10 protein-coding genes and 2 pseudogenes are annotated in these 15391 nt (G+C 38.1%); 11 read left to right on the plus strand and 1 reads right to left on the minus strand.

Annotated elements, in window-relative coordinates:
- Positions 1 to 538: 538 nt before the first annotated feature.
- The 10 genes and pseudogenes from BHF69_RS00650 to BHF69_RS00700 all read left to right on the plus strand — a co-directional run.
- Positions 539 to 736, plus strand: a pseudogene (locus BHF69_RS00650) (DUF2992 family protein); the annotation flags it as partial.
- A 58-nt stretch (positions 737 to 794) separates the two neighbouring features.
- Positions 795 to 1295, plus strand: a complete 501-nt coding sequence (locus tag BHF69_RS00655) for a CDP-alcohol phosphatidyltransferase family protein (protein WP_075669157.1) — start codon at positions 795 to 797, stop codon at positions 1293 to 1295.
- Positions 1296 to 1907: 612 nt separating this feature from the next.
- A complete protein-coding gene (locus BHF69_RS00665; RefSeq protein ID WP_075669159.1) occupies positions 1908 to 2384 on the plus strand; it encodes a complex I 24 kDa subunit family protein in 477 nt (158 codons plus the stop codon).
- A 1-nt stretch (position 2385) separates the two neighbouring features.
- The gene (locus BHF69_RS00670; protein WP_075669160.1) at positions 2386 to 4287 is read left to right on the plus strand and encodes an NADH-quinone oxidoreductase subunit NuoF; all 1902 of its coding nucleotides are present in this window, start codon (positions 2386 to 2388) and stop codon (positions 4285 to 4287) included.
- An 11-nt stretch (positions 4288 to 4298) separates the two neighbouring features.
- Positions 4299 to 5981 carry a [FeFe] hydrogenase, group A gene (locus BHF69_RS00675; RefSeq protein ID WP_075669161.1) on the plus strand — a complete coding sequence of 561 codons (1683 nt, stop codon included), beginning with the start codon at positions 4299 to 4301 and terminating at the stop codon, positions 5979 to 5981.
- A 148-nt stretch (positions 5982 to 6129) separates the two neighbouring features.
- Entirely contained in the window at positions 6130 to 6984 is an 855-nt protein-coding gene (locus BHF69_RS00680; RefSeq protein ID WP_075669162.1) for a YitT family protein, read from the plus strand.
- Between the two features lie 152 nt (positions 6985 to 7136).
- Complete coding sequence (locus BHF69_RS00685; protein ID WP_075669163.1) at positions 7137 to 8621, plus strand: AAA family ATPase; 1485 nt, start codon at positions 7137 to 7139, stop codon at positions 8619 to 8621.
- Positions 8622 to 8766: 145 nt separating this feature from the next.
- On the plus strand, positions 8767 to 10272 hold the full coding sequence (locus BHF69_RS00690; RefSeq protein WP_075669164.1) for an IS1182 family transposase: 1506 nt from the start codon (positions 8767 to 8769) through the stop codon (positions 10270 to 10272).
- A gap of 116 nt (positions 10273 to 10388) precedes the next feature.
- Positions 10389 to 11153 carry an arginase family protein gene (locus BHF69_RS00695; protein WP_075669165.1) on the plus strand — a complete coding sequence of 255 codons (765 nt, stop codon included), beginning with the start codon at positions 10389 to 10391 and terminating at the stop codon, positions 11151 to 11153.
- A gap of 225 nt (positions 11154 to 11378) precedes the next feature.
- On the plus strand, positions 11379 to 12362 hold the full coding sequence (locus tag BHF69_RS00700; protein WP_075669166.1) for a helix-turn-helix transcriptional regulator: 984 nt from the start codon (positions 11379 to 11381) through the stop codon (positions 12360 to 12362).
- 22 nt (positions 12363 to 12384) lie between these two features.
- Here BHF69_RS00700 and BHF69_RS00705 read toward each other — a convergent pair.
- A pseudogene (locus BHF69_RS00705) lies at positions 12385 to 12840 on the minus strand (ISNCY family transposase); the annotation flags it as partial.
- 30 nt (positions 12841 to 12870) lie between these two features.
- Here BHF69_RS00705 and BHF69_RS00710 point away from each other — a divergent pair.
- Positions 12871 to 15387, plus strand: a complete 2517-nt coding sequence (locus BHF69_RS00710) for a CRISPR-associated helicase/endonuclease Cas3 (RefSeq protein WP_083650872.1) — start codon at positions 12871 to 12873, stop codon at positions 15385 to 15387.
- The last annotated feature ends 4 nt before the right edge of the window (positions 15388 to 15391 follow it).

Raw genomic sequence — 15391 nt, forward strand, 5'->3', positions numbered from 1 at the left:
TGACATCCATAATCGTACCTCCTGATTATAATCAGTCAAAAAAGTTGAGTGTTAAACTCTTTAGACTTATAGTTTCTTGTCGAGTGTAATTATGGCATAATTTCAAATCAATAAAAAGGTACTTGCATTCTACCGTTTACAGAATAATTATAAACACACCGGAATGGAGTTGTGAGAATATAAAAAAACGTATATAGGATGCAAACAATGGGTAAGTTATATGCCACATTTGTAAGTGTGGAGAGCAGTGTACAGGTTGCTCATTTAGTTAATATAAGAATGGTGTTTGGAATGTGAGTGTGATAAAATGAGAAAAGACAAATCGGAAATTTTCGAGATGTTGATTTCCTATTTTATTAATCGTGCCATATGGCTTGATTATATATGCAAAGATAAAAACGCAATGTACATTGTAAATGTACTAGAGCTGGTAGGTAGCCCAGCCGTCCTACATTATATAGGGTAAGTAACCTGCCCCTCCGGGTTGTCCATTCTTTGCAAATCAATTATTTAGGAGGGATTGTCATGGACAAAATAAGTGAAAAGAAATCCTAAGAGAATGCAGCGTGATGCTAAAAAACAGATGCAGGAAAATGGTATTGGTACAAAATCACAGCAAGCATTGAAGAGGCAACAGGAGCAGAACAAACAGGAACGTAAATTAAAAAGTCGAGAGCGAAAAGAGGCTCAAGAGATACGAATGTTTGAACTGAAACAGCAAAAGAAAAGGGAATAACGCATATTTCAGCTTGCATATATGAATGATATATTAAACAAGAGAGGGAGAATGAAGAATGGCAAATATCATAACCGGCTGTAGAATATTAGGGAGTGTTTTTTTGCTGTTCATTCCGGTCTTTTCTCCTACATTTTATTTTTTCTACTTGCTTACTGGAGTTACGGATATTATGGATGGTTTTGTTGCAAGAAGAACGAATACCGTCAGTGAATTAGGTTCTAAACTTGATACTATTGCAGATTTTAGCTTTATTGCAGTTTGCCTAATAAAATTGCTTCCCATCTTGAAAATACCCGTTTTTCTCTTGGTATGGATAGGTGCAATCGCAATTATAAAGGTGATTAATGTAATCTCTGGCTTTATAGTTAAAAAGAAATTTGTGGCAGTGCATTCTTTTTTGAATAAATTAACGGGTGCCATGTTATTTGCGTTTCCATTGTCTTTGCTTTTTGTTGATTTAAAATATAGTGGATGTGTTATTTGCGTCATTGCCACTTTTGCAGCAATACAGGAGGGATACTTGATAAGAAATCCTTTAGATATAGAAATCGAGTAATAGCAATAATATGGATTCTTGTAGTGGGAATTCCGCTCGTATGGTTTGTTCCAAAAATATTAAGTTCACTTGCAGGAAAATCTTAATAAGCATTCCTGTGCCAGGTGCCACTCTGCCAGTTATTGCATGTTGTATGATTGCTATATATGGACGGAATCCATTGCTATTCATGGCTGCAGTAATATTGGGTGTAGGGCATATCGGCATTCACTTAAATCATAGGAAAGACATTTTTATATAACCCTTTGCATAAAAGAAGCATACCAGGATTAATCTCCTGTGAGACGAGTTTGAGTAATGTGAAAATAGGGGGCTGTCGGGAAATAGACAGCCCCTTTGTTATACTACTATTTCGGAAAGTAGACGAGAAATTTATGCTTAAATATTCAGCCATCAGATATTCAGCAGACAGAGCGGACAATGGAACACATATAAAACCATAATCATTATACAAAAGTGTATAGTAGTGAACATTTTTTTATAATGTATTGACAGCTTAAATGATACTGTTGTGTAGATTGATGATAAAAATTGACAAAAAATTATCAATAAGATAGAATAAAATTATATAATGTAACGAATACACAAAAGCATAATATGTATGGAGGGTTTATGTTAGAGCAAAGTTATTATGACTGTGCAGATAGGATTATTGATCTGTACGGAGCCAGGCAGGAGAAGTTGATCCCTATTATTCAGGATATCCAGAATGAGTACCGTTATTTGCCACCGGAATTATTGTCTTATGTAGCGGAAAAAATCGGAATTACAGAAGCAAAAGCATTTAGTGTGGCGACATTTTATGAGAATTTTTCCTTTGATCCAAAGGGAAAATATGTGATCAAAGTGTGTGACGGAACGGCTTGTCATGTAAGAAAGTCTCCTGGAATTTTAGAGAGATTATATTCAGAGCTTGGACTTTCAAAGAATAAGTCTACAACCGATGATATGTTGTTTACTGTGGAGACAGTTTCTTGTCTTGGAGCATGTGGATTAGCACCAGTATTGACCGTGAATGATGTGGTACATCCATCTATGACTCCAGATCAGGTATCTCAGTTAATCAGGAAGTTAAAGGAGGAGGTATGATATGAGTATTATAAAAGACCGTGAAGCTCTTCTGAAATTTCAGGATGAGGCAAGAGATAAAATTAATGCAGAGACTTGTAGAATTCTTATTTGTGCCGGTACAGGCTGTCTTGCAGGAGGATCTGACGAGATTTATAAAAAAATGTGCCAGCTTACCTCTGGAAATGAAGATGTAGAGGTAGAATTTGGTCCGGAAATTGCACATTTAGACGGAACTTGCCCGGGTGCAGGCATTGCTGTTCGAAAAAGTGGATGTCATGGTTTTTGTGAGATGGGACCATTGATGCGAATTGAACCGATGGGAATTCTTTATACAAAAGTATCTCCAGATGATTGTGAAGCAATCTATCACAAGACGATCCAAAATGGTGAAGTAATTCATCGTCTCTTATTTGAGCAGGATGGAATTGAGTATCAGAAGCAGGAAGAAATTCCATTTTATAAGAAACAGACCAGGTTGGTTTTAAAAAACTGCGGACATATTGATGCAGAGCATATTGAAGAGACAATTGCAGTTGGGGGATATCAGGCATTTGCCAAAGCCTTATTCACGATGACTCCAGAAGAAGTGATACATGAAATATCAGAATCCAATCTTCGTGGCCGTGGCGGCGGTGGATTTAAAACTGGTTACAAATGGTCACAGGTTGCCAAGCAGAAAGAAAAGATTCGATATATCGTATGTAATGGAGATGAGGGCGATCCAGGTGCATTTATGGATCGAAGTATCATGGAAGGCGATCCTCATAAGATGATTGAAGGCATGTTGATCGCAGCTTATGCAGTAGCAGCACAGGAAGGTTATATTTATGTTCGAGCGGAGTATCCACTGGCGATCAGCAGATTACGATTAGCCATTGCACAGGCAGAGGAAATAGGTCTGTTGGGAGAGAATATTCTTGGAACAGATTTTTCATTTAAACTACATATCAACCGTGGTGCAGGTGCCTTTGTCTGTGGAGAAGGAAGTGCTCTGACGGCATCCATTGAAGGAAACAGAGGCTTTCCACGTGTAAAACCACCTCGTACGGTTGAACAGGGATTATTTGCGAAACCAACGGTATTAAACAATGTAGAAACATATGCCAATGTACCAATGATTATTGAACGTGGTGCGGACTGGTATAAGAGTATTGGACCAGAAAATAGTCCGGGAACAAAAGCATTTGCCCTGACTGGTTCTGTAAAGCATACAGGTCTGATAGAGGTTCCAATGGGAACAACTCTTCGAGAAGTTATTTTTGATATTGGTGGTGGCATCAAGGGAGGTGCTGAATTTAAAGGTGTTCAGATTGGTGGACCATCCGGAGGATGTCTGATCACACCACATCTGGATGTTAGCCTTGATTTTGATTCATTGAAGAAAATGGGAGCAATGATCGGCTCTGGTGGACTTGTTGTTATGGACAATAATACTTGTATGGTTGAAGTTGCCAGATTCTTTATGAATTTTACACAGAATGAAAGCTGTGGAAAATGCGTACCTTGTCGAGAGGGTACCAAACGCATGTTGGAGGTATTAGAACGAATTGTTGCAGGAAAAGGTAAGTTAGAAGACCTTGATCTTTTGGAAGAACTTGCAATAACCATTACCGATACTGCTTTATGTGGTCTTGGGAAAAGTGCCGCGTTGCCAGTACTTAGTACCTTGCATTTATTCAAAGATGAATATCTGGAACACGTAGTAGATAAAAAATGTCGTGCACACAATTGTACAGCCATGAAACGCTTTATCATTAGTCCAGAGCTTTGTAAAGGCTGTTCAAAATGTGCCAGAAACTGTCCAGTGGGTGCAATCAGCGGTAAGATTCGAGAGTCCTTTGAGATTGACACTGATAAATGTATTAAGTGCGGCGCCTGTGAAGATGCATGTGCATTCCATGCAATTCATGTAGAAGGATAGGAGGAAAGAAGATGAAATACTTAACAGTGAATAACCAAAAGATTGCATTTGATGATGAGAAAAATCTGCTTTCCGTTATTCGAAAAGCAGGAATCAACCTGCCAACATTTTGTTATCATTCAGAATTATCTACATATGGTGCATGTAGATTATGTGTAGTGGAAGACGATCGAGGCAGAGTATTTGCCTCTTGTTCAGAAGTACCAAGAGATGGGATGGTAATTTATACAAACACACCGAAATTACAGCATCATAGAAAAATGATCTTAGAGCTTTTATTGGCTTCTCATTGCAGAGAATGTACAACTTGTCATACGAATGGGGAATGTCAGTTACAGAAACTGGCACAGCAATTGGGTGTAAGTTATATTCGTTTTTCAAATACAAAAGAGCAGGTACCAATTGATGAATCCTCAGACTGTATCGTTATTGATGCGAATAAATGCATTCTTTGTGGCGATTGTGTACGTACTTGTGATGAAATACAAGGAATGGGAATTTTAGAGTTTGCATATCGTGGTTCCAACATGAGGGTTATGCCTGCATTTAATAGGAAGATGTCTGAAACAGATTGCGTAGGATGTGGTCAGTGTCGGGTTGCATGTCCTACTGGAGCCATCACGATCAAACAAAATTTCCGTCCAGTATGGGAAGCTTTAGCAGATCCTTCCATACGCGTAGTTGCACAGGTTGCGCCAGCGGTGCGTGTGGCAATCGGTGATAAATTTGGTATTCCAAAAGGAAAGAATTCCATTGGACGTTTAGCAGCTGCTCTTCGAAGAATTGGTTTCGATGAGATTTATGATACAAACTTTGGCGCAGATTTAACGGTTATTGAAGAGTCTAAGGAATTTGTAGAACGCCTGACAAAAGGCGAAAATTTGCCTCTTTTTACATCCTGTTGTCCTGCGTGGGTAAAATTTTGTGAGCAAAAACATCCAAATCTTGTGAAACATATTTCTTCCTGCAGATCACCACAGCAGATGTTTGGAGCTATTTTGAAAGAAGAGGCACGTGAAAACAAAAAAGATACGAGAAAAACAGTGGTTATATCCATCATGCCTTGCACGGCCAAAAAGGCAGAGATTTTAAGACCAGAGCATTTTACGGATGGTGAACAAAATGTTGATTACGTACTTACTACTACAGAAGTGACACGTATGATTAAAGAGGCGGGAATCGATCTGGAGGAGATGCCTTCAGAAGCATTAGACATGCCATTTGGTCTGGCTTCCGGGGCTGGAGCAATTTTTGGTGTTACTGGTGGTGTAACGGAAGCAGTTATTCGTAATCTGGTAGGAAGTAATCGGATGGAAGACTTGGAAGAAATTGCCTTTACCGGTGTCCGCGGGTTACATGGCACAAAGGAAGCGGTTATTGATTATCAAGGCAGAGAAGTTCGTATTGCAATTGTTAATGGTCTTCGCAACGCAGACAATCTTTTGAAGAAAATGGAAAGCGGTGAAGTACAGTATGACTTTGTAGAGGTTATGGCCTGCAAGAGAGGATGTATTTCCGGTGGAGGTCAGCCACTTCCAATTGGATCAAGAACAAAGCAGGCACGTTTTGAAGGTATCTATAATATTGATCGTGCGGCACAGATTAAGCTTTCAAAAGAGAATCCAATTGTGCGGACTGCATATGAAGGAATCTTAAAAGGAAAAGAGCATAAGCTGCTTCATAATGAAAAATAACAGTTTATAGGACGTATTTTGGCAGTATAATATTTTTACGTAACAATTGATTAGATGAAAAAGGACTGAATTCTATATAACATAGGATTTGGTCTTTTTTTTTGCTATAATAGTCAGATAAAGGGAAAACAGTATTTGGGAGGTTGTTATGAAACGAAAAAAACAATTAGATATGATTGCCAGTATTGTGGCAGGAAATGGGCTGATCGCATTTTCCGTGGCAGCTTTTTTCTCTCCCCATGGTGTGATTATGGGAGGTGTTACAGGTATGGCACTGGCTGTCAGTCATTATTTATCCATCGGGCTTCCGGTTGTGGTATTTGGCTTTAATGTCTGTCTGTTTCTCTTGGGAGCAGTGGCAATGGGAAAGAAGTTTGCCATTTCTACGATTGCCAGTACCTTTATTTATCCTATATGGCTTTCTATCATCATGGGGATTCCTGGAATAAATACGTTGACAGGTGATGCTATGCTGGCTTCGGTTCTGGGAGGTCTGGTGCTGGGCACGGGAATCGGATTGGTTGTCCGCGTAGGAGCGTCCACCGGCGGAACGGATATTATTGCTTTGCTGCTTCATCGTTGGGTTCCGATGATTTCAGTAGCAGTTGGGCTGTATATCATCGATTTTATTATATTGGGTATTCAGGTTCCGTTTTCTAATGCAGAGCAGATCTTATTCGGTATTTTAGTATTACTGATCGAGACATTGACGATGAATCAGATTCTATTGCTCGGAAAGGCCCAGATCCAGATTGTGATCATTTCCGATAAATTTGAGGAAATCCGGGAGAATCTGCTGGAAGAACAGGATGCTGGAGTGACCATGATCTACATGGAAAAAGGTTATACCCATGATTCATTGCAGGGAGTCATGTGTGTGATTCCGGGGCGAAAGCTATACCCGGTGAAAGAAATGATCCATGAAGTGGATCCAGGTGCTTTCTTAACGATTACTCAGGTGAAGGAAGTGCGTGGAAAAGGATTTTCGCTTGCAAGAAAGTAGAAATACATGTCTATTTTGCTGGACTTGAGCAGATGTACATTGTGTGGAGCGTTATTTCATGTTAAACTAAAAACCAATGCATATATTGCAGAAAGAATGCGAGGATATGCTTTCATTACGTTACAAATTTAAGAGAAAAGGGAGTTTATTTCATGCCAGTTTTTGATTTTAGCAATGCACCAGAAAAACAAAAAGTTTCTGCGTGTACTTATACAATTTTTCGTACCAATGAGTCTACCACTTCTCCAGAACAGCCGATTCTTGTTTTGGATAATAAAGGGAAAAATCTGCAGCACCACTCTTGCGGAGTGTTCATTAATCCGTCTCAGCGGACAGCGTTTGAATTCAAAGGAGAAAATGGTGTGGTAACTGCTGATATTTTACAGTTGGATGCCCGTTTTGTTAGCCTTTTAAAATGGCTAGGTGAGAATCGTATCAATGTGCGCCTTTCCGGTGCCGATCGTGAAGATGGTTATGCCGTATATAAGATTCGTGAGATCGCATTTGGAGGAGGAAGCAAACTTTCTGCAGAAGATGGATTCTTACAGTTTATGATTGAACGCCTGCTGTCTAGCAATGCACCATCAGAAGAGATGGAGAATGAGGATCAGGAGGAAGTTGGTGACAGCATGAAGCTGACCAGTATCCAGAGCATTACTGATTTTATGAATTGTGCGGGCAGAACCCTGCCGGATAATATTCATCTCTGGGCCAGAAGAAACCTGGCGGTAGCACGTTCTCACGAGGTTTCTCAGGAAGAGAGACGTCATGCCCAGCGTGCCCTGTCCATGATGATGAACATTCAGTGGAAGAGCAATTATTTTGAAGCCATTGATCCCGAAGAGGCTCGTCGCATCTTAGATGAAGAGCTTTATGGCATGGAGCGGGTAAAACAGAGAATCATCGAGACAATTATTCAGATTAACCGCACCCATACTTTGCCAGCTTATGGTTTATTACTGATCGGTCCTGCCGGAACCGGGAAATCCCAGATTGCCTATGCGGTAGCTCGTATCTTAAAGCTTCCTTGGACGACTCTGGATATGAGTTCTATCAATGATCCAGAGCAGCTGACGGGAAGCTCCAGAATCTATGCCAACGCAAAACCAGGTATTATTATGGAAGCCTTTTCCATGGCCGGCGAGTCTAATCTGGTATTTATTATCAACGAATTGGATAAAGCAGCCTCTGGGAAAGGAAATGGAAACCCTGCAGATGTTCTTCTGACACTGCTTGACAACCTTGGATTTACCGATAACTACATGGAATGTATGATTCCAACGGTTGGTGTATATCCGATTGCTACTGCCAACGATAAAGATCAGATCAGCGCACCGTTGATGTCTCGTTTTGCGGTCATCGAGATTCCAGACTATACACCGGAAGAGAAGAAGATCATCTTTTCCCAATATGCTCTTCCAAAAGTACTGAAGAGAATTGGTATGCAGGAGAATGAATGTATTCTGACTCCAGAGGGATTGGATGAAGTGATTGATATTCATAGAAACACCAGCGGAATCCGTGATTTGGAACAGGCGGCAGAGCATATTGCAGCCAATGCCCTGTATCAGATTGAAGTGGACCACGTAGATTCTGTAGTATTTGATGCCAAAATGGTAAGAGAGTTACTCTCATAGTCTTGCATGAAAACTAATTGAAAAAAAGCCTTGTAGGCTTTTTTTCAATTCAGACTGTAGACAAAGTCCCGGCGAAAGCCGGGCTTTTCTATGTTTACGACCGTTTTTCTGATATAATTGAAATATCAGAAAGGCGGTGTTTTTTATGATGACAAAAAATGCAGACAAAAAAAGGGAACAGATGATGATGTTCTGTATGGATGACATGGTTCCTCAAAACCATATGCTGCGTTTGATTGATAAAGCCATCGACTGGACTTTTATCTATGATCTTGTAGAAGAAAAATACTGTTCTGATAATGGAAGACCCAGCATGGATCCTGTTATGCTGATCAAAATTCCTTTTATTCAATACCTTTATGGAATTAAAAGTATGAGACAGACTATCAAGGAGATTGAAGTAAACGTTGCTTACAGATGGTTCCTTGGATTAGACATGATGGATCCGGTACCACATTTTTCAACCTTTGGAAAAAACTATACACGCCGTTTTAAGGACACAGATCTTTTTGAGCAGATCTTTGCAAAAATATTGGAAGACTGCATGAAATTTAAACTGGTGGACACCGATCAGATCTTTGTGGATTCCACTCATGTGAAAGCATGTGCAAACAGCAAAAAAATGCGAAAAAGAGTTGCACAGGAACAGGCCCTTTGGTATGAAGAGAAACTACAGAAGGAAATATCCAGGGATCGTGAAGCGCATGGGAAAAAGCCTTTGAAAGAAAAAGACAAAAATGATCCCCCATCCGGCAGCGGGAGCGGTGATAATACAAAGGAAGAAGAAATTCCAGAAGGAATTAAAACGCAGAAATGCAGTATCAGTGATCCGGAAAGCGGCTGGTTTCGTAAAGGCGAGCATAAACATGTTTTTGCCTATGCAGTGGAAACAGCTTGTGATAAACATGGCTGGATCCTGGGATACAGCATTCATCCGGGGAATGAACATGACAGCCGGACATTCAAAACACTTTATGACAAGATAAAGATCTATTCACCGGCTATGATCATAGCAGATGCCGGTTATCGTACACCAGCAATCGCCCATGAGTTGTTAGAAGATGGTATCGAGCCGCTGTTCCCATACAAAAGGCCAATGACAAAGGAAGGTTTTTTCCGAAAATATGAGTATGTATATGATGAGTATTATGACTGCTATATATGTCCGGAAAACCATATATTATCCTATCATACGACAAACAGGGAGGGTTATAGGGAATACGTAAGCTGCGGAGAAATATGTGCCAGTTGTCCAAATCTTCATAGATGTACGGAAAGCAAAGAACATATAAAAGTGATCACCCGCCATGTGTGGGAAGAATATATGGAGAAAGCAGAGGACATCAGGCATACACTTGGCAATAAACAGATATATGACTTAAGAAAGGAGACAATCGAGAGGATTTTCGGAACAGCCAAAGAGCAGCATGGATTTCGTTATACACAATACATAGGAAAAGCCCGGATGGAGATGAAAGCGGGGCTTACTTTTGCATGTATGAACCTGAAAAAACTGGCCAGGATACTGGCCAAAAGGGAAGAAAGAATCTCAACCATCCATAATATTTGGCGGTTATTAAAAGAAAAGTCATTTTTCAAAGAAAAGTGGTGCTGGAGATTATCTCCAGCACCAACTTTGTCTACAGTCTGAATTGAAAAAAAGCCTTGTAGGCTTTTTTTCAATTATAAAGAATTTTTAATTTTCGATAATCGAAAAGGATTCATATAGCATACACACAATGTCTATGAAGAAAGGATGTGCTCCATTTGAAAAAGACAGAAAATGTGATACTTGATTTTTCACACGTTTATCCAGAAAATATCGAAACTCAGGTAGAGGATTTGACGAGAGTTGATCTAAGTGATATCAGCGGGACCAATATGTATTGTACAAAAGAGGCAGAAGATGAGATTCGAAACCGACTAAAGGATTTTGGACCAGAAGGAATCCACTTTTTGGACAATGGGAATTATCATTATGTAACAAAATTATTTACAGAAAAGATTCATATCCCCTTTGCGCTGGTATTATTCGATCATCACAGCGATATGCAGCAGCCATTGATCCATGAATTGACAAGTTGCGGCAGTTGGGCAGGCGAAATGCTTCGGCAAAATCTATATTTAGAGCAACTGATTCTGATAGGACCAAATCAAAAGAGTATGGAAGAAATACCGGCTGATCTTATGAAAAAACTAGTTTGCGTCAGCATCCAGGATATTGAGTGTGAAACGGCCAGAAAGGATGTATCGAAAATACGCATGGATTTGCCTGCTTACATTTCTATTGATAAGGATGTTCTTGATCGGTACGGTGCCAGAACCAATTGGAATCAGGGAGATATGTCTGTGGATACTCTAAAAAAACTGCTTTCCGAGGTATTTATGAATCAGAAGGTTATTGGAGTGGATATTTGCGGTGAGTGCAGCTTGGCAGAGCCAGTGGGGCAGCTGGTGGAGGATCAGAGAGTGAACAAGGTGACAAATGAGATATTGTATCATTTTTTGTCAACGCATTTTAATATAATATGAGTCATGTAATATTTCTGTCAATGAGTATTTCTCATTGGCAGTTTTTTCTGTATTAGCATCAATATAACAAAAATGTAAGACAAAGCTTGTGGGTTGATAAATAAAAGAATATAATAGAGAAAAGGAATAAAATGGAATATGTGAAAAAAATAAGAAGAAATAATTGGATGTCAGGATTTTTGCACATAGGTATGTGTAATTATTAAATGTAAAGGGAGGGTTTTTATGGCAACCAATGATCAAAAATTAAGAATTTTGTATTTGATGCATATTATGCTAAAGAAAACAGATGAAAAACATATTCTCAATGCAACAGACTTATGTAGAATTTTAAGTAAGGAATATGGTATAGATGTTGATCGACGGACAATTTATAGTGATATAAATACGCTTGATAGTTATGGATTAAATATTATTCAATTAAAAGGAAAAAATGCTGGATATTATGTTGGAACGAGAAAATTTGAACTTCCGGAATTGAAACTTTTAGTAGACGCGGTACAGTCTTCGAAATTTATAACAGAAAGTAAATCAAGAGAGCTTATCAATAAATTGGAAACATTGTGTAGTGAATTTGAAGCAAAGCAGTTATCACAACAGGTTGTAATTTATAATCGACCAAAAACAAAAAATGAAACGATTTATTATAATGTGGATCAGATACATGCGGCGATTTTTTATAATAAACAAGTGACATTTCAATATGCTGAGTGGACTGTAAAAAAAGAATTACATTTAAGAAAAAATGGTACATTTTATATAGTTAGCCCATGGAGTCTGACCTGGGATGACGAAAATTATTATTTAATAGCATATGATGAGTCAGAAGAAAAAGTGAAGCACTATCGTGTTGATAAAATACAGCATATAAATATGCTTGATATTGAACGTAAAGGAAAAGAATATTTTCTTGAGTTTAATCTGGCGTTGTATGCAAAAAAAACATTTGGTATGTATGGGGGAAAAGATGCAGAAATAACGTTACTTTGTCATAATGGACTTGCTGGTGTTATATTGGACCGCTTTGGACAGGATATATGGATGATACCAGAGGGAGAAAATTACTTTAGAACAAAAGTTATAGTGACAGTAAGCAGACAATTTTTTGGCTGGATTACAGGAATTGGAGATAAAATTCAAATTATTGCACCAGAAGATATTCGTGAGGAATATAAAGAGTATTTGCAAGAAGTACTTTTAAAATATTAAATATACAAAGAGAATCTTATAGAGAGAGGGATTTATCCTCATCGGGAAAATCTGATTTCTTTTCTATGACGATGTCCGGGTGAGATTTGAGGAAATTTTTATTGTAGAAGGTGATATCCCTGATAATACCAAGCTCGTTGACAATGATACCAAATTTAAATGTATAGCAGAAATGTCCGTTAATGTACATCTTCTGGATTGCCGGATTAGTAGCTGAGTGGGAAGGCATGGAGCCATAAGCAACTTTGTAAGGGTCGTAGGACTGATCCAGATTATGGGTTTTCTTAAAGGTTTTCAGATGTTTGATGATACGATTGGGATATTTAAGATTATTTTCAGTTACCCATGTTTCAATACCGGAAGTGTCAAACAAAACCATAGCGGCTTTATCTGCATCAATACATTGGCATATCGGTTCGGTCAGATCAACAAGATGGTCGAACATGGATTGTAAGTCCGGTAAGAAATTCTGTTTGAAATATTTTGTGACAAAAATGATTCTGTATTTATGTGGGTGTTAGCGTTTCGCAAACGCCTAAAAAAGCACAGTTTGGAAAGGAGTTATACTATCAATAATAAAGAAGAGGTTATAGTAAAAAGGGAATACTTGGCACATGTCATTTACAAAACAAGGCGGAAACAATCTATTGAAGCACATCTCAGAAATGTTGCAGAATTTTCAGAAAAAATTTGTCCTCTTCCAGAATTAAAAAATATCTCGTATCTTGGGGCAGTTTTCCATGATGCTGGGAAATTAGGGAAGGAGAACCAGAATGATTTTGAGACAATTTTGCAGTATGGTGAAGGGGTACATAAACATAATCTGGATCATTCTACAGCAGGAGGACGTATGGCGAATGATTTATTCAAAGGCAGTGCAGCAGGAAGAATGGTTAGTACTATTGTGTATTCACACCATGGAGTGCAGGATTGTATTGACTTGAGAACCGGTCAGACGCTAGAGGAGAAGCGCAGAGAAAAAAGTATAGAATATGATTTAATCCAACAAAGATTTTTTCAAATATATGATAAATATATGTTGGAGGAAAAGTGTAAACGTGCATTGGATGATTTTAAATGTATCAATGATAAAATTAGTGCTTTTTTGTCGAATCATAAAAGCGGAACTTGTGGTAATGGATTTTTCTTTATAGGAATGTATGTTCGGCTTTTAATATCAATTCTGATAGATAGTGATTGGACAGATACAGCTTGTTTTTCTGAAGATATCCCTCTTCCAGTACGTTTGTCAGTGGAAAAAGTGCAAGTAATATGGAAGCAAAGTGCTAATTATTTTGAAAATTATTTGTCGAGTGAAGTTAAAAAGAATCCTGAAAACTGTAGTACTTTAAATGAATATAGGCAGGAAATATCAGACTTATGCAGGGAGGCATCCAAACAAAAAAGGAATCTTTATAGATTGACTGTTCCCACTGGCGCTGGAAAAACTCTCAGCAGTTTGCGTTTTGCTCTGCATCATGCGATTGAACAAAAGAAACAGCATATTATTTATATTGCTCCTTTTAATTCTATTTTGGAGCAAAATGCTCAGGAAATCAGGAATGCAGTAGGAAATTCAGAAATAGTTCTGGAACATCACTGTAATGTGATCTGCGAGGATGAACAGAAGGAAAGAGAATATAGAGGGCTAACGGAAACATGGGATTCTCCAATTATTCTTACTTCGGCGGTTCAGGTATTAAATACGCTATTTTCGGAACAAAAGAGCTGTATCAGAAGAATGCATTCCTTATGCAACAGTATTATTATTTTTGACGAAGTACAGGCTTTTCCTGTAAAGTGTAGGGAATTGTTTAATCTGGCAGTTAATTTCCTGACTGTTTTCTGTAACACAACAGTTATTTTATGCTCAGCTACTCAACCTACTCTGGCATCTTATGAAGAAAATAACATTTGTGAATGTATTGAGATGGCCGGTGAAGTAAAAAAATATATGGAAATATTTAAAAGAACAGAAATTATTGATAAGACAGGCATTTATCCAGGTGGAATGGAGATAGCAGATTTAAAGGATTTTGTTCTGGAAAATATAGAAGTGTATAAAAGTATATTAGTAATTGTGAATACTACGTCTTGTGCCCGGAATCTGTTTTCTTCGTTGAGAGAGTGGTGTGATGGTAGTGAATATCAGATTTTTCATTTGAGTAATAACATGTGTGCAAAGAATAAGCTTGATAAACTGGAAGAGATAAAGAGTGCATTGAAAGAAATAAAAAATGGGAAAAAGGTAATCTGTGTCAGTACACAGTTGGTGGAAGCAGGTGTAAATTTTTCGTTTGGATGTGTGATACGTTCAAAAGCGGGATTGGACAATATTATTCAAGCAGCGGGAAGATGTAATCGGCATAAAGAATTAGAAGGGCTTGGTGCCGTTTATATTATACAGATGTCAAAACAAGCAGAAAACCTGAATAGTTTACCTGAAATAATAACCGCACAGAACGCTTTACAGAAAGTCTTGGATGATTATAGAAATGATCCAGAGAGATTTGGGGGGTCGCTGGATTCCCAGGAAACAATTAAAGCATATTATGAGAATTATCACTATGGATTGGATACCGGTGAAACAAAATTTCCTGTAAAAGATTATAATACAACTTTAGTAGACTTATTAGGAAAGGACAGCATTGGCTGTAAGCAGTACAAACGTTCACATAATCCAAAAAGCTTGAAGTCTCCATTTGTACAGGCTTTTCAAACGGCAGGAAAAGAATTTGAAGTTATTTCCAATGAGTACAAGACGAATGTTGTAATTGAATATGATGAAACTGCAAAACGTTCTATACAAAAATTGGAAAGCAACCGTTTAAACCAGGAGGAACAACGAAAGGAAATGAGAGTATTGCAAAGATATACAGTTAGTATTTCTGAAAATAAAAGAAACAAATTAGGTAATGCTATACATGAAATATGCGATAAAAAGATATTGGTGTTGAGTGATGGTTATTATGATCATGAGATTGGAGTGTTAGACAATCCAAAAATGAATACTTTAATGATATGATGGG

The organism is Anaerostipes sp. 992a, assembly GCF_001940245.1.
Taxonomy (GTDB): Bacteria; Bacillota; Clostridia; order Lachnospirales; family Lachnospiraceae; genus Fimousia.

Excerpts from the sequence above, each read along its gene's own strand:
- BHF69_RS00655 (WP_075669157.1), top strand. The coding sequence starts at position 795 with ATGGCAAATATCATAACCGGCTGTAGAATATTAGGGAGTGTTTTTTTG.
- BHF69_RS00665 (WP_075669159.1), top strand. The coding sequence starts at position 1,908 with ATGTTAGAGCAAAGTTATTATGACTGTGCAGATAGGATTATTGATCTG.
- BHF69_RS00670 (WP_075669160.1), top strand. The coding sequence starts at position 2,386 with ATGAGTATTATAAAAGACCGTGAAGCTCTTCTGAAATTTCAGGATGAG.
- BHF69_RS00675 (WP_075669161.1), top strand. The coding sequence starts at position 4,299 with ATGAAATACTTAACAGTGAATAACCAAAAGATTGCATTTGATGATGAG.
- BHF69_RS00680 (WP_075669162.1), top strand. The coding sequence starts at position 6,130 with ATGAAACGAAAAAAACAATTAGATATGATTGCCAGTATTGTGGCAGGA.
- BHF69_RS00685 (WP_075669163.1), top strand. The coding sequence starts at position 7,137 with ATGCCAGTTTTTGATTTTAGCAATGCACCAGAAAAACAAAAAGTTTCT.
- BHF69_RS00690 (WP_075669164.1), top strand. The coding sequence starts at position 8,767 with ATGATGACAAAAAATGCAGACAAAAAAAGGGAACAGATGATGATGTTC.
- BHF69_RS00700 (WP_075669166.1), top strand. The coding sequence starts at position 11,379 with ATGGCAACCAATGATCAAAAATTAAGAATTTTGTATTTGATGCATATT.
- BHF69_RS00710 (WP_083650872.1), top strand. The coding sequence starts at position 12,871 with ATGTGGGTGTTAGCGTTTCGCAAACGCCTAAAAAAGCACAGTTTGGAA.